The sequence below is a fragment of the Sphingobium sp. SYK-6 genome, assembly GCF_000283515.1.
Taxonomy (GTDB): Bacteria; Pseudomonadota; Alphaproteobacteria; order Sphingomonadales; family Sphingomonadaceae; genus Sphingobium; species Sphingobium lignivorans.
Genome location: NC_015976.1, coordinates 2622614 through 2639001 on the forward strand (window position 1 = coordinate 2622614; position 16388 = coordinate 2639001).

A 16388-nucleotide genomic window follows, 5' to 3' on the forward strand; every position below is an offset into this window, starting at 1 on the left:
CCAAAGATCGAGAATGGAGAAGGGGTCGGCCATGCCGGCCCCTTTTTCGTTGCCCCCACGCGGCTCAGTCGGCGAGCAGGCGCAGAAAGGTCTCGCGGTCCACATTGCCGCCCGAGAGGGTGACGATGGTAGCGTCGGTCGCGTCCACCTTGCCGGCCAGCACGGCCGCCAGCGCAGCCGCGCCCCCGGGCTCGACCACGAGATGCAGCTTCTCGAACGCAAGGCGCATGGCGGCCGCCACGTCCGCCCGCGTCACGGCCGCGCCGCCGCTCACCCGCTCACGCAGCACCGCGAAGTTGATCGGGAATGTGCGCGGCGTCTGCAGCGCGTCGCAATCGGTGGGGTAAGTCATGTCCGCGACCGGCAGGATCTCGTCTGCGGCGAGCGAGCGCAGCACATCGTCCCATCCTTCCGGCTCGGCGATGTGGATCTCCGCGTCCGGGCAGGCGAGCGCGACGCCCGCCGTGAGCCCGCCGCCGCCGCAGCATGTGACGAACCGGTCCGGCTCGCGCCCGATGCGCGCGCGCAGCTGTGCCGCCGCCTCGATGGCCAGCGTCCCCTGCCCCTCGATGATCCACGGATCGCCATAGGCATGGACCAGCGTCGCGCCGGTCTGCGCCGTCATTTGCGCGGCGATGGCATCGCGATCCTCGCGTGCCCGGTCGTAGAGCACGACCTGCGCGCCCAGCGCCCGCGTCGCCTCCAGCTTCGCGCGGGGCGCATTGGAAGGCATGATGATCGTCGCGGCGATGCCGAGCCGGCGGGCCGACCAGGCGACGCCCTGGGCATGATTGCCGCTGGAGACGCCGACCACGCCGCAAGCGCGCTGCGCCTCGTCGAGATCGCTCAGCCGGTGCCATGCCCCCCTGATCTTGAAGGCGCCGACGGGTTGCAGAACCTCTGCCTTGCACCAGATCGTGCGTCCATCCAGCTCCAGCGGAAGCAGGGGCGTCGGCGGCAGCAGCGCCGCCACTTTCTCCGCCGCGCGCAACACGCCCTCGCGTCTTGGCGAACGGGTCGGGTCCAGCAATTCTTGTTCTGTCACAGAGCCCCCCTATATGCAGGCGCTTATCGATTCGATCTCACGGAGACTTACAGATGAGCAAGGTGCTGGTCATCGGCGCAGGCGGCGTCGGCTCGGTTGCCGTCCACAAGATGGCGATGAACCGGGACATCTTCAGCGATATTCACCTCGCAAGCCGTACCGTCTCCAAGTGCGACGCCATCGCGGCGTCCGTCAAGGAGCGCACGGGCGTCACGATCAGCACCTACGCGCTGGACGCCGACGATGTCGAGGCCACGACGGCGCTCATCCGGCAGATCGGCCCGAAGCTGGTCGTCAATCTCGCGCTGCCTTATCAGGACCTTGCCATCATGGACGCCTGCCTGGCGGCCGGCGTGCATTATATGGACACCGCGAATTACGAACCGCGCGACGAAGCGCATTTCGAATATTCCTGGCAATGGGCCTATCAGGACAAGTTCCGCGAGGCCGGGCTGATGGCGCTGCTCGGCTCGGGTTTCGACCCCGGCGTGACCAGTGTGTTCGCGACATGGCTGAAGAAGCATCATTTCGAGCGGATCGACACGCTCGATATCCTCGATTGCAACGGCGGCGACCATGGCCAGCATTTCGCCACCAACTTCAATCCCGAGATCAACATCCGCGAAGTGACCGCGCCGGCGCGGCACTGGGAGAATGGCGAATGGGTGACGACTCCGGCCCTCTCCTACAAGCAGACGTTCGACTTCGAGGCTGTCGGCCCCAAGAACATGTACCTCATGTATCATGAGGAGCTGGAGAGCCTCGCGAAGTTCTTCCCGGAGATCAAGCGCATCCGCTTCTGGATGACGTTCGGCGATGCTTATCTCAAGCATCTGGAAGTGCTGCAGAATGTCGGGATGACGCGGATCGACCCGGTCATCTACAATGGCGTGGAGATCATTCCGCTGCAGTTCCTCAAGGCCGTGCTGCCCGAGCCCGCCTCGCTCGGGCCGACGACCAAGGGCAAGACCAATATCGGCGACATCGCCACCGGCCTGGGCAAGGACGGCACCGAGAAGACGCTCTACGTCTACAATATCTGCGACCATGAGGACGCCTATGCTGAGACCGGCAATCAGGCGGTGAGCTACACCACCGGTGTGCCCGCGATGATCGGCGCAGCGCTGGTGCTGCAGGGCATCTGGTCCGGCGCGGGCGTGTTCAACATCGAGCAGCTCGATCCCGACCCGTTCATGGACATGCTGAACAAGCATGGCCTGCCCTGGCAAGTGAAGGAACTGGACGGCCCGCTGGGCTTCTGAGGCATGGCGCGGATCGGCACGCTCATCCTCGCTCTCGCGCTGGCGCCGCTCGCCGGCTGCTCGCCGCAGATCGGGCTGGTGGAAGGCGTGCCTTCGCCCGAGCTCAATGCCTGCGTCCGGCAGGGCGGGACACTGCAGGTGCGCGGCCGGGCGGGCACGGTGATGTGCGTCATCCCTTATGCGGATGCGGGCAAGAGCTGCGCGTCCAGCTCCGAATGCCGGGGCCGTTGCCTTGCCGCGCGGACCGACGGCGACCTGCCGAAGCGGGGCGAGGCAGCGCCCGGGCAATGCCAGCCCGAAAACCGGCTGTTCGGCTGCTTCGCCGAACTCAAGGACGGCAAGGTCGCCACCACCATGTGCATAGATTGAGCGAGCAGGATATGGAAACCAGAGCCGGCGACCCCGGAGCCTTCGCCCGTTTCGACCTCAACCGCGTGCCCTCGCCCGCTTTCGTGGTGGATGCGGCGGCCGTGCGGCGCAATCTCGCCATCCTGCGGGACGTGCGGGATCGCGGCGGCATCCGCATGCTTGCGGCGCTCAAGGCCTTCTCGATGTGGGCGCTCGGGCCGACCGTCTCCGCCTATCTCGACGGCGTATGCGCATCCGGCCTCTATGAAGCGCGCCTTGGCCGCGAGGAATATAGCGGGCTGGACGAAAAGGGCGAAGTGGCGACCTATTGCGCGGGATACAAGGCAGTCGACCTGCCGGAAATCTGCGCGCTTTCCGATCATATCATCTTCAACTCGCCCGGCCAGCACGACCGCTTCCGGCCGATCCTCGATGCCCAGCGCGCCAATGGCGGCCGGTTCGACATCGGCCTGCGAATCAATCCGCTCCACGCCGAGGGCGAGGTCGCCAAATATGACCCGTGCCAGCCACACAGCCGGCTCGGCTTCCCCATCGACCAGCTCCGGCCCGAGCATCTCGAAGGCGTGGAAGGCATTCACTTCCACTCGCTGTGCGAGCAGGACTTCGTGCCGCTGGCCCGCACCTGGGCAGCCGTCGAGCCCAGCCTGCGGCATTATTTCGGGCAACTCAAATGGCTGAACTTCGGCGGCGGGCACCACATCACGCGCGCCGACTATCAGCGCGAGGAGCTGATCGCCTTCCTCCAGCAAGTGCAGCAACAGACCGGGCTCGACGTCTATCTCGAGCCGGGCGAAGCCGTGGCGCTCGATGCGGGCATTCTGGTGGGCGAGCTTCTCGACGTGATTGACAATGGCATGCCGGTCGCGGTGACCGACATCTCGGCGACCTGCCATATGCCCGACGTGATCGAGGCGCCCTATCGCCCCGCCATGCTCGGCGAGCGCATCGCGGATCCGGCCGCACCGCTGGTGCGGCTGGGCGGCCCTTCGTGCCTCGCCGGCGACATCATCGGCGACTATGCGCTGCCGGTGCCGGCGGAACCGGGGCAGCGCATCGCCTTCCTCGATCAGGCGCATTATTCGATGGTGAAGACCAACAGTTTCAACGGCGTGCCGCTGCCCTCCATCTGGCTGTGGGACAGCGAGACGGACGAACTGCGCGAGGTGCGCAGCTTCGGCTATGAGGACTTCAAGAACCGGCTGAGCTGATCCGCCGCGGGTTCAGCGCAGCGCGGGACTGGCTTCGCGAAGCTGCTGCTCCTCCGCGCTCATCAGCGCCTGCGCGGCCAGCCGCTCGTTCTGGAAGGCGGTGAGCGAAGCAGCGGTCAGCGGGGTGGCGGTCATGTGCTGGATAAGGCTCTGCCGATCGCGCGCGCGCAGTTCCAGCTTCGCGGCGGCCGCCTCGGTCTTGCTGAACCCATTGCCCTCGCCCAGCGCGATGATGGCGAGGGCGCGGCCGCTGAGCGCCGTGAGGTCGGCCGTGTCCTTCCTGCCCGCGGCCCCATAGGCCTCGTCCAGCCCCTTGCGCATTTCGCCCGCAAGCGCCGCGCCGTCCTTGCCGGCATCGGCCTTCTCGGCCGCCGCGCGACGCGCCTGAATGGTGATGAGCACTTGCGAGGTTCCCGAGGCCCCGCTCGCTCCGCTCGCCCCGCTCTTGCCGGTGCCGGACGTCACGCGGGCGATGGTCTGCTGGACGGACAGCGCGGTGGGAGAAAGCGTGCCTGAGGACCCTGACGTGTCGGTCCCGAGATAGGCAATGAGCGACATGGACGCCTCCTGAAGATAACTGGCCGAACGCGACGTAAATGAAGAAGGTTAACGGGCGATAACCCTCCCCGCGTCCTGCGAACGGCTCGATTCGACCCATGCCGCCCGGCCGGGGGTTGATTGAGCCGGGAAGGCCGCCATTTCATGAAGTGCGCGGTAAAATCGCGGGAAATTCAGGATTTCCATCACGCGATTCTTTTGCCCCCGGTCTTTACAGACCCCCATGCAGGCCATATATGCGCACCCCTGCTGCCCCATGGGACTTCCACCGCAAGGCAGCTTTGTTTGGCTGATACCCACTGGAGGTCCCTTGAGTTGTACAAGCACCATAGCGCGCTGGGGGTAGCTCTTTCCCTCAAACCGGCAGCACCGGTAACGCTCATTCGCCCGCAGGCTGCGGCCCGCGCCGCCCGGTTCTTCTCGCAGAAGTTCCCGGGGCGCTCGCTCTATGCCGTCAAGGCCAATCCCTCGCCGGAACTCCTCAGGACGCTCTGGTCGGCGGGCATCACGCATTTCGACGTGGCGTCGATCACGGAAGTGCGGCTGGCCGCGCGGACCCTGCCCCGTGCGAAGCTCTGCTTCATGCACCCGGTGAAGGCCGAGGAGGCCATTCGCGAGGCCTATTTCCAGCACGGCGTGCGCACCTTCTCGCTCGATTCGATCGAGGAGCTGGAGAAGATCGTCCGCGCCACACGGGGCGCCACGGATCTTGAACTGTGCGTGCGCCTGCGCGTCTCCTCCGAGCACAGCAAGCTCAGCCTCGCGTCCAAGTTCGGTTGCGAGCTGGCCGATGCGCGCGACCTGCTGATGGCCACTCGCCAGGTGGCGGACGCTCTGGGCATCTGCTTCCATGTCGGCAGCCAGGCGATGTCGCCCCATGCCTACACGCAGGCCATCGAGCGCGTGCGCGCGGCGATCGTCGACGCGTCCGTCACGGTGGACATCGTGGATGTGGGCGGGGGCTTCCCCTCCAGCTATCCCGGCATGGAGCCGCCGCCGCTCGAGGACTATTTCCGCGCCATCCATCGCGCCTTCGAGAGCCTGCCGATTTCCTATTCGGCCGAGCTCTGGTGCGAGCCGGGCCGGGCCCTGAGCGCCGAGTACAGCTCCCTCCTCGTGCGGGTGGAGCGCCGTCGCGGCAATGAGCTCTACATCAACGACGGCGCTTATGGCGCGCTGTTCGACGCCGCGCATCTCGGATGGCGCTTCCCGGTGCAGCTGCTGCGGGCGGAAGCCAATGAGGCCGACATGGTGCCGTTCAGCTTCTACGGCCCGACCTGCGACGACATGGACCATATGGCCGGTCCCTTCATGCTGCCGGCCGACGTCAAGGCCGGCGACTTCGTGGAGATCGGCATGCTCGGCGCCTATGGCAGCGCCATGCGGACCGAGTTCAACGGCTTTGGCGCGGACACGATCTGCGAAGTCGCGGACGAGCCGATGGCGAGCCTCTATCGCGACGAGGTGCCGATGCCCTCGCTTTCCAACGTGGTGCAATTGCGCCGCTAATCAGTATCAATTGACAACTGAAATGCGTTGAGACAGCCTCCCCGGATCAACTCCGGGGAGGTTTTCCATGTCCACCAATCTGATCCCGCCGGTCCTCACGCTGGTGATCTGGTCGCTCATCATGCTGATCTGGATGGCGACGCTGCGAATGCCGGCACTGGCGCGGCTCAAGATTCCGCCGGATCAGGCGCGCGGGGGACGGGGGCAGGATCTCGACCGGGTGCTGCCGCGCGAGATCAACTGGCCCGCGCACAATTATGCGCATCTCATGGAACAGCCGACGATCTTCTATGCAACGGTGCTGGCGCTGGCTGTGCTGGGACAAGGCTCGCCCCTCAATGTCGGGCTCGCCTGGAGCTATGTCGCGCTCCGTGTCGTGCACAGCATCTGGCAGGCCACGGTGAACACTATCCCGGTGCGCGCGGGCCTGTTCTTTCTTTCCTCGCTGCTGCTGCTCGCACTCGCCGCCAACGGGCTGCTGGGGGCCCTCAACGCCTGAAGGTGCCGACCAGCTCGACATGCGTCGACCAGCGGAACTGCCCGACCGGCCGCGCCTGTTCAAGCACATAGCCGCTCTCGATCAGGGTGGCGGCATCGCGGGCGAAGCTTGCTGGATTGCATGAGACATAAGCAATGACCGGCACCTGGGCAGCCGCGAGCTGCAGCACCTGCTCGCGCGCGCCGGCGCGTGGCGGATCGAGGATCACGGCATCGAACCGGTCCAGCTCCTTCGGCGTGAGCGGACGGCGGAATAGATCGCGATGCTCGGGGAAGATGCGGCCGGGCAGACGATTTCCACCGGCCTGCAGCGCCAGCACCAGATCGCGCGCGGCCTCCGCGGCATAAACCTTGCGCCCGGGCACGTCATTCGCCAGCGACAGCGCGAACGTGCCGAGGCCGGCAAACAGGTCGGCCACCATGCGTGCATCGCCGATCGCGCTGCGGACCGCCGCGACCAGCGCGGCCTCACCGTCGCGCGTGGCCTGAAGGAAAGCGCGCGGCGGGAAGCCGACCGCGATCTCGCCGAAGCGGACGGTGACGGGATCGGGCTCCCACAAGGTCATGGGCGCGTCCCCATCGTCCAGCAGGAGCCGGGCCAGCTTGTTCTCGCGCGCGAAATCCAGCAGCGCCTCGGTCACGGCCAGCCCATCGACGGCAAGGCCGCTCAGCACCAGATCGACGCCCTGATCGACCAGCGCCATGTCTACCGTGGCGGGCTGGCGATCGCGCAGATGGCGGGCGAACAGGCTGCGCAGCGGCGCCACCAGCGCGAACAGGCGCGGCTCCAGAACCTCGCACTGCGCGAGATCGACCATGCGATGGCTGCCCTGTGCGCTGAACCCGACCTGCACTCGCTTGCCGAGTCGCAGCGCGCGCAGGCTGGCGCGTCGGCGGCTGCGCGGCGGCGAGACATAAGCGAGCGGGACGTCCCCCGCGCTCACGCCCTGCCCGGCCAGCGCGCCCGCGACGCGGCTACGCACATAATCGGCATAAGCCGCGTCAGAGAGGTGCTGGAGCTGGCAGCCGCCGCATTCCGGAAAGTGCCGGCAGACCGGGGCGACGTGATCGGGGCCCTTGATCAGCGTCCCATCCACGAGCAACCGGTCGCCCGGCGCGCTGCCCGCGACATGGCGCCCATCGGCCGTGACGCCGTCGCCCCGCGCCGCAATGCGCATGATGAGATCGGGATCGCTCACAGGGCACTCTCCAAAGCGGCGGGAAGATGGGCGAGAAGATCGTCCGCCACGAAGGCCGCGCCAGCGCGCCGTGCCGCCTCGCCCTGCAGCCAGACCGCCTCGCAAGCCGCGCGAAACGCATCGCCCGTGACCGCGAGGCGCCCGGCACACAGGCCTGCGAGCACGTCACCCGTGCCGGCCGTCGAAAGCCAGGCGGAGGCCGGGGGCGCAACGACGCAGCGGCCGTCCGGCGCGGCAATCACCGTGTCCGTTCCCTTGTGCACGATCACGGTCTCCATGTGCGTCGCGGCCTGCCGCGTACGATCGATCTTGTTGCCGGCGACTGTGCCGAACAGATGCGCGAACTCCCCCTCATGGGGCGTGAGGATCGCGGGGGACTGTGCCCATGCCGGCTTGCGCTCGCCGATCAGCCACAGGGCATCGGCGTCCGCCACAAGCGGGATGCCCGCCGCAAGCGCAGCAGACAGGCGCTGCCATGCCGTCTCCCCCCGGCCCAGTCCCGGCCCCACCAGCACGGCCCGCGCCCGATCGAATGCCAGCGCCTGGCTGCGCACGATCGCATGGCTGAGCACGGGCTCGGCCGCATCGCCGAGCAGACGGACATAGCCCGCGGCCGAGCGTGCCGCCGCTTCCGCCGACAGGCCCGACGCGCCGGGCATGTCACCGGCCACGACCGCCACCAGCCCGCGCGTATATTTGTGCGCATCCCGCGCCGGCGCATCAAAGCGTGGCGGCGCCAGCACCATCGCCCCCTCCGCCGGGGCCGCGATGCCGATGTCGACAAGCCAATGCTGCGCGGAGAGCGCGGCCGAGGGCATCAGCACATGGGCCGGCTTCCATGCGCCCAGCGAAATGCAATGCGTGAACGCCGGAACGGGAGACAAGGCGATCGCCGCATCGCTTTCCACACCGCTCGGCACGTCGATGGCATAGCTATGCTGCGCAGCATCGACGAGCTGGGCCAGCCTTTCCGCGAGATCGGGCGCGAGGCCGCGCGTCAGGCCGATGCCGAACAGCGCGTCGACCAGTTGCGCGGCAGGTGCCGCCTCTTCCAGCGTCTCCACAGAACCGCCCCATGCCGCGCGCGCCTTGCGGGCGCTGTCGGTCCCCGGCGCGGCCAGCGCGGCGACCCGGACCGGCACGCCCAGATCGCGCAGCGCACGCGCCACGACATAGCCATCCCCGCCATTGTTGCCCGGACCGCAGAGCACCAGCGTCTCGCGCAAATGGCCGGCGCGCCAGATCACCTCCGCCGCGCCTTCGCCTGCGCGGCACATCAGGGCGTAAGGATCGACGCCGGCATCGAACAGCGCCTGCTCCGCCGCCCGCATCTGCGCGACGGACAGGATGGGGCCGGCTCTCATGGCACGCGCCCGCCCTCGATCGCGCTCACCGGCAGCGCATAGCGCTCCTCGCCAAACAGGATCGCGACGGCGGAACCGCTCCGCGCGGTGCGCGGCTCGATGGCGCCATCCGCGGCGGCGAGCGTGCCATCGGCATCCAGTCGCACGCGGCGGAACCCGCCGTCGGGCCGCGACAGGATGAAGACCCGGCCCTGCGCATCCTCCACGGTTTCGATCCGGCAATCCTCCGCGAGGGGCGTATCCCGGTCCATGGCGCAGGGAATGCGAGTCCGCCCGTCAGTAGCGCCATCCACCCAGCGCTTCACAGCTTCAGCGGGAGAGACTGGGGGCGCGGCGGGATCGGCGTCGTTACCCGGTCCCGCCTGCCCGCACGCGCCGAGCAGCAGCGCAGTCGCGAAAACCAGCAAAGTGCCCGCCGACCGGGCGACGCTTGCCCCCGACCCGGACGGAGCCGGCGGAGCGGATCGTGCCAGACCAGTGCCGCTCCTAGATATCCGCATAGACATGCGTTTCGGCGCGAGCGCCGGGGTGCGTGACCGCGCCGGTGCGGGCCGGGCCGACATTGCGCGAATAACGCCACAGCGCGCCGGCCTGATAATCATTGGTGCGCGGCTGCCACTTCGCCCGGCGCTCGGCCAGCACGGCCTCGTCGACCAGCAGATCGATGGTGCCCGCTTCCGCGTCGATAGCGATGGTATCGCCATTTTCGATCAGCGCGATCGGGCCGCCATCCGCCGCTTCCGGCCCGACATGACCGATGCAGAAACCGCGCGTGCCGCCGGAGAAGCGGCCATCGGTGATGAGCGCGACCTTTTCGCCCAGCCCCTGCCCGTAAAGCGCCGCCGTGGTGGAGAGCATCTCGCGCATGCCGGGGCCACCCTTGGGCCCTTCATAGCGGATGACGACGACGTCGCCGTCCACGATCTGCTGCGCCTCGACCGCCGCGAACGCATCTTCCTCCCGCTCGAACACCTTGGCGGTGCCGGTGAACTGCAGGCGCTTCATGCCCGCCACCTTCACGATCGCGCCTTCCGGTGCGAGACTGCCCTTGAGGCCGACGACGCCCCCGGTCGGGGTGATCGGCGTCTTCGCGTCGTGGATCACTTTCTGGTCGGGGTTCCAGGTGACTTCGTCGATATTCTCGCCCAGCGTCTTGCCGGTCACGGTCATGCAGTCGAGATGCAGCAGGCCGGTCTGCGCCAGCGACTTCATCAGCATGTAGATGCCTCCGGCGGCATGCATGTCCTTCGCGACATAGCGGCCACCGGGCTTGAGATCCGCCATGTAGGGCGTGGTCTTGAAGATCTCCGCGACGTCGAACAGGTCGAACGCGATGCCGCATTCGTTCGCCATGGCGGGCAGGTGCAGCGCGCCGTTGGTGGAGCCGCCGGTCGCCGCGACGATGCGCGCGGCATTCTCGAACGCTTCGCGCGTGCAGATGTCGCGCGGGCGGATGTTGCGGGCCAGCACATCCATGATCTGCTTGCCGGCCGCCACGGCGATTTCCTGCCGGCTCTTGTAGGGCGCGGGCGCCATGTTGCTGTTGGGCAGCGAGAGGCCGATCGCCTCGGCCACGCAGGCCATGGTGTTGGCGGTATATTGCCCGCCGCACGCGCCATGACCGGGGCAGGCCGCCTTCTCGATAGCAACGACCTCGGCAAGCGGGCAATTACCGGCGGAATAGCGCCCGACGGCCTCGAACACGTCAATGACGGTGAGATCGTCGCGGTCCTTGTAGGTCCCCGGCAGGATCGAGCCGCCATAGACGAAGATGGCGGGCACATTGAGGCGCAGCATCGCCATCATCATGCCCGGGAGCGACTTGTCGCAGCCGGCGAAAGCGACCAGCGCGTCATAGCAGTGGCCGCGCACCGACAGCTCGACCGAATCCGCGATCACTTCCCGGCTCACCAGCGAGGACTTCATGCCCTGATGGCCCATGGCGATGCCGTCGGTCACGGTGATGGTATTGAAGCGGAACGGCGTGCCGCCCGCCGCCATCACGCCTTCCCGGGCCCAGTCGGCCTGCTGGTCGAGCGTGGTGTTGCAGGGAGCGGAATCATTGCCGGCAGAGGCGAGCGCCACGAAGGGCTTCGCAATATCCTCTTCCTTCCAGCCCATCGCATAATAATAGCTGCGGTGCGGGGCGCTCTCGACGCCGACCGAAACATGGCGGCTGGGGAGCTTCGACTTGTCGAACTGGTGGGTCATGGAGTCCTCTGCGTTTTGCGGGTCCCTTTCCACCTTTGGGCCCTTTCACGCAAGACTCTTGCGGCATTGCTCCAGAACCGGACCCAGAATTTCCGCGAAGCGCGCCTGCCCCGCCGCGTCGTTCACCAGGTCCTGCCGCATCTCCACGCCGAGATAAGGGCGACCATGCGCCTCGGCATGGCGGTTCATGGAGGCGTTGAGCAGCTTGCCCGAATAAGGCTGCTGGTCGCCCACCACGAGTCCGGCGGCCGAAAGCAGCGGAATAGCGATGCGCGCGGCGCGATCATCCTCATTGTAGAGAATGCCGATCTCCCACGGACGGGCTTCCTCCGGACGGCTGCGCAGGCCGGGCGTGAAGCTGTGCAGGGAAAGGATGAACGGCCGGTGCGCCTGCCCGGCGAGTCGCTCCACCTGCGCATGATAGGGGTCATAGAAACGCAGCAGCCGGTCGGCGACGTCAGCCGTGCCATTGCCCTCGACATGGTGGCCATCGCTGTGCACGGGAACAAGGCCGGCGGCATCGGGTTCGCGATTATAATCGATCACAAGGCGGGAGACGCCGCCCAGGATGGCGCAGCACCCGCCTCGCCGGACGAGCAGCGCGGCCACCTCGGCAACGCCGATATCCAGCGCGACATGCTCGTCCATGAGCGCCGGAGGCACGCCGAGATCGATACCCTCCGGCACCGCATTGGAGGCATGGTCCGCGACGATGAGGATCGGCGCGCCGCTGTCGCCGAGGATATGGAAGGGAGACGTCATCGGCCCATCCTAGAGGCAGGATCGCTTCGCCGGAAGAGGCTGTGCCGGCCGGAGAGTTGCCGCTCTTCAGCGCAGGCGCGTGGAGAGCGTCCACCAGTCGGGATGATCCCGGTCGATGCGCGTCGCGGCGGCATCCCGCTCGGCCGTGCTGGCGAACAGGCCGAAACAGGTGGCGCCCGAGCCGGACATCCGGGCGAGGCGTGGCAATTGCGCGCGCAGCACGGCCAGTACCTCGTCGATCTCCGGCACCAGGTCCATGGCGGGCGCGGCAAGATCGTTGCGCCCGCGCGCCCAGTCGCGCGGATCGAGCGGACCGCGATCCTCCCCGTCCCACGCCGCGAACACCGGGCCCGTCGGGCAGGCGACCAGCGGATTGACGAGCAGGACCGGCATGTCGGCCAGATCGAGCGCCACCGGCTCCAGCTTGTCGCCGATCCCCGCGCCGAACACAGTGTGCGAACCGAGGCAGGCCGGCACATCCGCGCCGAGCCCGGCGGCGATGCGCGCCAGATCAACATCAGCCGGGGAAATGCTCCACAGGCGCAGCAGGAGGCGCAGGGTCGCCGCCGCATCCGCCGAGCCGCCACCAATCCCGGACGCGACGGGAAGGCGCTTGTCGAGCATCAGATCGGCCCCGGACCGGATGCCCGCGGCCTCGCGCAGCGCCCGCGCCGCCCGCAGGACGAGATTGTCCTCCCCGGCGGACAGATCATCGGCGAACGGCCCCTCGATCGCCAGCGTCAGCGCGCCGTCCTCGCGCGCCGTCCCGCCCAGCACGTCGCCATCCGCGCAGAAGGCGAACAGGCTTTCCAGCTCATGATAGCCATCTGCCCGGCGCGCGCGGACATGGAGCGCCAGATTGACTTTCGCAAACGCTATTTCGGAAAGAGCCGGGACCTGCATGGACGCCCTCTTAGCGGCGCTCCCGGCCGCTTGTCTTGCGCTGATTGGGACAGGCGCGTCCACCGCTGGCGATCGGCTCGCGGAACTTTCCGGCGCCCGGACCGTCTCATGATGGTCTGTTCATCATTGATCGGGAGAATGCTCCATGCTCTGGACCATCATCGCCGTGCTGCTCGTGCTGTGGCTGCTCGGTTTCGTCGCTCAGGTCGGCGGCGGCCTCATTCACCTGCTGCTGCTGGTGGCAGGGGTGATTTTCGTGTTCCAGCTCATCACCGGACGCCGATCGCTATAATCGGCGCGCTGCCGGACGCGTGGAGAAGGTTCGCATCGCAACCTGCTCCACCGCCGGCTTGCCTTCGCCGCTCGCTCAGCCGAACGGCGCATCCATCGACGTTGGCGGCTCGGTAAACCATTTGGGACCCGTGGCCGTCATGTGGAAGCAATCTTCCAGCCGCATGCCGAACTGACCCGGCAGGTAGATGCCCGGTTCGTTCGAGAAGCACATGCCCTCGGCCAGCGGCGTTGTCTCGCCATGGACGAGATTGATCGGCTCATGCCCGTCCATGCCGATGCCATGGCCTGTGCGATGGGAGAGGCCGGGTAGCGTGTAGCGCGGCCCATAGCCCAGCGATTCATAGTAAGCGCGCACGGCATCGTCCACCTTGCCGGCAGGCGTGCCGATCTTTGCGGCCGCGTTTGCAACCTGCTGGCCGCGCGCCATCTCGCCCCACACCTTGCGCTGCAGTGCGCTGGGCGTCCCGTAGACGAATGTGCGCGAGATATCGGACGCATAGCCCTTCACCGAGCAGCCGCAATCGAACAGCACGACGCGCCCCTCGCCCACCGTTTCCGGCACGATGCTGCCATGCGGATAGGCTGTGCCTTCGCCAATGAGGATGAGCGAGCCCGGGGCTTCGCCGCCCAGCCTGATGCTCGCCGCCTCGATAAGCCCGGCAAGGTCCGCCTGGCTCATGCCTTTCTCGACACGCGGATAGACCCAGCGATAGGCCGCCATGGTCACGTCGTTCGCGCCCTGCATCAGCGCGATCTCGGCCGGCGTCTTGCGCATCCGGCAACCGCGCACCACGGGATTGGCCGACACCAGCTTCACGTCCGGCAAGGCGCGCTTCAATCCGTCGATGGCGAAATAGCGCACGGTCTCCTCGATGCCGACCGGCCGCCCGGCAAGGCCCCGATCCTTCAGGAACCCGGCGACAAGCTTGAGCGGATCCTCATCCTCCTGCCAGACGCGCACCTCCGCCTTGATGTCCAGCATCTGCTCGATGGAAGGCGCCTCGAAGAACGGCGTGACGATGCCTGCCTCGCCCTCGGCTGGTAGGATCACGGCGGTCAGCCGCTCGCTGCGCCACCATTTGATGCCGGTGAAATAGACGAGGCTCGAACCCGGCTCGATGAGCACCGCGCCGATCCCGTTCTCGCGCATGAGCGCCTGCGCCCGCTGCACGCGCGCAGCGCGCTCCGCCGTGCTGATGGGGGCAAGACCGCCGGTGAGGCTCTTGAGCTCCGCCAGATCCGGCTCGGCGGCCCGGACGACAGGGGAGCGCGCAAGGTTCGCTCCCAGGAAAAGCGCACCCCCCGCCCCGGCAAGCCACTGGCGGCGCGAAAGCCGCGGCAATTGTCCCATCATCGAGCCCCCTCAAGATCAAAAGATTGATCGTAGATCGTAGACGATCTGGATAACCGCATTATCCGTTCATCGGCAATGCCAATGTGCGGGGCCCGAAGCCATCGCTGACGAAAGCCGTCCCGGCGACGGTGCAGACCCTTCACATGTTCGGATAAGTCGGACCGCCGCCGCCCTCGGGCGCGACCCAATTGATGTTCTGCAACGGATCCTTGATGTCGCAGGTCTTGCAGTGGACGCAGTTCTGCGCGTTGATCTGGAACCGGGCCTCGCCTTCTTCGTCCGTCAGCACCTCATAGACGCCGGCCGGGCAGTAACGCTGGGCCGGCTCGTCATAGAGCGGCAGATTATAGCGGATCGGCACGTCCGGGTCCTTGAGCTGCAGATGGACCGGCTGGTCCTCCTCGTGATTCGTGCCCGAGAGAAACACCGACGAGAGGCGATCGAAGCTGATGACGCCATCGGGCCGGGGATAGTCGATCCTGTGGCACTGGTCCCTGCGCCAGAGCTTGGTGTGATCGGCCTTGTTGCGCAGCGTGATCGGCAGGCCGATGCGCAGCTGGCGCATCCACATGTCGATGCCCGCCGCCAGCGTGCCGAGCGTGTTGCCGAACCGGGCCAGCGCGGGCCCGGCATTGCGCACCATCTTGAGCTCGTCCGCCACCCAGCTCGTCTCGAGAGCAGCGGGATAGGCCTCCAGCGTGTCGCCGGAGCGATCCGCCGTGACCGCATCGAAAGCGGCGTCGGCCGCCAGCATCGCGGACTTCATGGCAGTATGCGTGCCCTTGATGCGCGGCACGTTCACGAAGCCGGCCGAGCAGCCGATGAGCGCCGCGCCGGGCATCACCAGACGGGGCACGGACTGCCAGCCGCCTTCATTGATGACGCGCGCGCCATAGGAAACGCGCTTGCCGCCTTCCAGGACCACGCGGATGGCGGGATGCTGCTTCCAGCGCTGGAATTCCTCGAACGGGCTGAGATGGGGATTGCGGTAACCCAGACCGACCACGAAGCCGAGCGCCACCTGCCCGTTCGCCTGATGATAAAGGAAGCCTCCGCCATAAGCGTCCGTCAGCGGCCAGCCCTGCGTGTGGATGACGCGGCCGGGCACATGCTTCGCCGGATCGATGTCCCACAGCTCCTTGCAGCCCAGCCCGTAGGTCTGGGGATCGCAATCCGCCTCCAGATCGAAGCGCGCCTTGAGCTGCTTGGTGAGATGGCCGCGCGCGCCCTCGGCAAAGAGCGTGTAGCGCGCGTGAAGCTCGAGACCGGGCTGATAATCGGGCTTGCGGCTGCCGTCGCGCGCGATGCCCATGTCGCCGGTGGCGACGCCCTTCACCGACCCGTCCTCATGATAGAGGATCTCGGCGGCCGGGAAGCCGGGGAAGATTTCCACGCCCATCCCTTCCGCCTGCTCCGCCAGCCAGCGGCACAGCGAACCCAGCGAACCTGTGTAGGTACCCTTGTTGTGCATGAAGGGCGGCGTGAAGATATGCGGGATCGCCACCTTGCCGGACGCACTGAGGAACCAGTGGACATTCTCGGTGACGGGCACCTGGGCGAGCGGGCAATCCGTGTTCCGCCAGTCCGGCAGAAGCTCGTCCAGCGCCCTGGGATCGATCACGGCGCCCGAGAGAATATGCGCGCCGATTTCCGAACCTTTTTCCAGCACGCAGACGCTGAGCTCGGCGCCGGTTTCGGCGGCGCGCTGCTTCAGGCGGATCGCGGCGCTCAGGCCCGCGGGCCCGCCGCCAACGATCACCACGTCATATGGCATGGATTCCCGTTCGGACATGATGGCTCTCCGTAGCATCGACCGGGGTCCGGTCGCCGCAATTCTCAAACGTCTTGCGGT

16 protein-coding genes are annotated in these 16388 nt (G+C 67.3%); 6 read left to right on the top strand and 10 right to left on the bottom strand.

What is annotated here, in order from left to right; all coding sequences use genetic code 11:
• Positions 1-64 precede the first annotated feature (64 nt).
• Positions 65-1045 carry a threonine ammonia-lyase gene (locus SLG_RS12085; protein WP_041391980.1) on the bottom strand — a complete coding sequence of 327 codons (981 nt, stop codon included), beginning with the start codon at positions 1043-1045 and terminating at the stop codon, positions 65-67.
• Positions 1046-1098: 53 nt separating this feature from the next.
• On the opposite strand from SLG_RS12085, the gene SLG_RS12090 reads away from it, so the two are divergent.
• From SLG_RS12090 to SLG_RS12100, 3 genes are read left to right on the top strand one after another with little or no spacing between them, the layout of a single operon-like run.
• Positions 1099-2307, top strand: coding sequence for a saccharopine dehydrogenase family protein (locus SLG_RS12090; protein WP_014076759.1), 1209 nt, complete (start codon positions 1099-1101; stop codon positions 2305-2307).
• 3 nt (positions 2308-2310) lie between these two features.
• Positions 2311-2676 carry a hypothetical protein gene (locus SLG_RS12095; protein ID WP_014076760.1) on the top strand — a complete coding sequence of 122 codons (366 nt, stop codon included), beginning with the start codon at positions 2311-2313 and terminating at the stop codon, positions 2674-2676.
• A gap of 11 nt (positions 2677-2687) precedes the next feature.
• Entirely contained in the window at positions 2688-3884 is a 1197-nt protein-coding gene (locus tag SLG_RS12100; RefSeq protein ID WP_014076761.1) for a carboxynorspermidine decarboxylase, read from the top strand.
• A 12-nt stretch (positions 3885-3896) separates the two neighbouring features.
• Here SLG_RS12100 and SLG_RS12105 read toward each other — a convergent pair whose 3' ends face one another.
• Positions 3897-4442: a hypothetical protein gene (locus SLG_RS12105; protein ID WP_014076762.1), complete on the bottom strand. Its 546-nt coding sequence runs from the start codon at positions 4440-4442 to the stop codon at positions 3897-3899.
• Positions 4443-4757: 315 nt separating this feature from the next.
• Between SLG_RS12105 and SLG_RS12110 the strand changes: the two genes are divergently transcribed.
• Positions 4758-5951 (top strand): type III PLP-dependent enzyme, encoded by a 1194-nt coding sequence (locus tag SLG_RS12110; RefSeq protein ID WP_014076764.1) that lies wholly within the window; start codon positions 4758-4760, stop codon positions 5949-5951.
• 67 nt (positions 5952-6018) lie between these two features.
• Positions 6019-6450: an MAPEG family protein gene (locus tag SLG_RS12115; protein ID WP_014076765.1), complete on the top strand. Its 432-nt coding sequence runs from the start codon at positions 6019-6021 to the stop codon at positions 6448-6450.
• On the opposite strand, the gene SLG_RS12120 is transcribed toward SLG_RS12115, so the two are convergent.
• The 6 genes from SLG_RS12120 to SLG_RS12145 form a co-directional block, all read right to left on the bottom strand.
• A complete protein-coding gene (locus SLG_RS12120; RefSeq protein ID WP_041393230.1) occupies positions 6440-7627 on the bottom strand; it encodes a class I SAM-dependent RNA methyltransferase in 1188 nt (395 codons plus the stop codon). The genes SLG_RS12115 and SLG_RS12120 overlap by 11 nt on opposite strands.
• Before the next feature lie 17 nt (positions 7628-7644).
• Positions 7645-9012: a bifunctional ADP-dependent NAD(P)H-hydrate dehydratase/NAD(P)H-hydrate epimerase gene (locus SLG_RS12125; protein WP_014076767.1), complete on the bottom strand. Its 1368-nt coding sequence runs from the start codon at positions 9010-9012 to the stop codon at positions 7645-7647.
• A complete protein-coding gene (locus tag SLG_RS21400) occupies positions 9009-9419 on the bottom strand; it encodes a hypothetical protein (protein WP_014076768.1) in 411 nt (136 codons plus the stop codon). The genes SLG_RS12125 and SLG_RS21400 overlap by 4 nt, the downstream gene beginning before the upstream one ends.
• Before the next feature lie 79 nt (positions 9420-9498).
• Positions 9499-11223, bottom strand: a complete 1725-nt coding sequence (ilvD, locus tag SLG_RS12135) for a dihydroxy-acid dehydratase (protein ID WP_014076769.1) — start codon at positions 11221-11223, stop codon at positions 9499-9501.
• 45 nt (positions 11224-11268) lie between these two features.
• On the bottom strand, positions 11269-11985 hold the full coding sequence (locus SLG_RS12140; protein WP_014076770.1) for an N-formylglutamate amidohydrolase: 717 nt from the start codon (positions 11983-11985) through the stop codon (positions 11269-11271).
• 66 nt (positions 11986-12051) lie between these two features.
• Positions 12052-12888, bottom strand: coding sequence for a 4-(cytidine 5'-diphospho)-2-C-methyl-D-erythritol kinase (locus tag SLG_RS12145; protein ID WP_014076771.1), 837 nt, complete (start codon positions 12886-12888; stop codon positions 12052-12054).
• 145 nt (positions 12889-13033) lie between these two features.
• Here SLG_RS12145 and SLG_RS21405 point away from each other — a divergent pair, with 145 nt between their 5' ends.
• A complete protein-coding gene (locus tag SLG_RS21405) occupies positions 13034-13180 on the top strand; it encodes a lmo0937 family membrane protein (protein ID WP_014076772.1) in 147 nt (48 codons plus the stop codon).
• A 75-nt stretch (positions 13181-13255) separates the two neighbouring features.
• Here the strand turns inward: SLG_RS21405 and SLG_RS12150 are convergent, their stop codons facing one another.
• Positions 13256-14536 carry a M24 family metallopeptidase gene (locus SLG_RS12150; RefSeq protein ID WP_014076773.1) on the bottom strand — a complete coding sequence of 427 codons (1281 nt, stop codon included), beginning with the start codon at positions 14534-14536 and terminating at the stop codon, positions 13256-13258.
• Between the two features lie 139 nt (positions 14537-14675).
• Entirely contained in the window at positions 14676-16328 is a 1653-nt protein-coding gene (locus tag SLG_RS12155) for an electron transfer flavoprotein-ubiquinone oxidoreductase (protein ID WP_014076774.1), read from the bottom strand.
• Between the last annotated feature and the right edge of the window lie 60 nt (positions 16329-16388).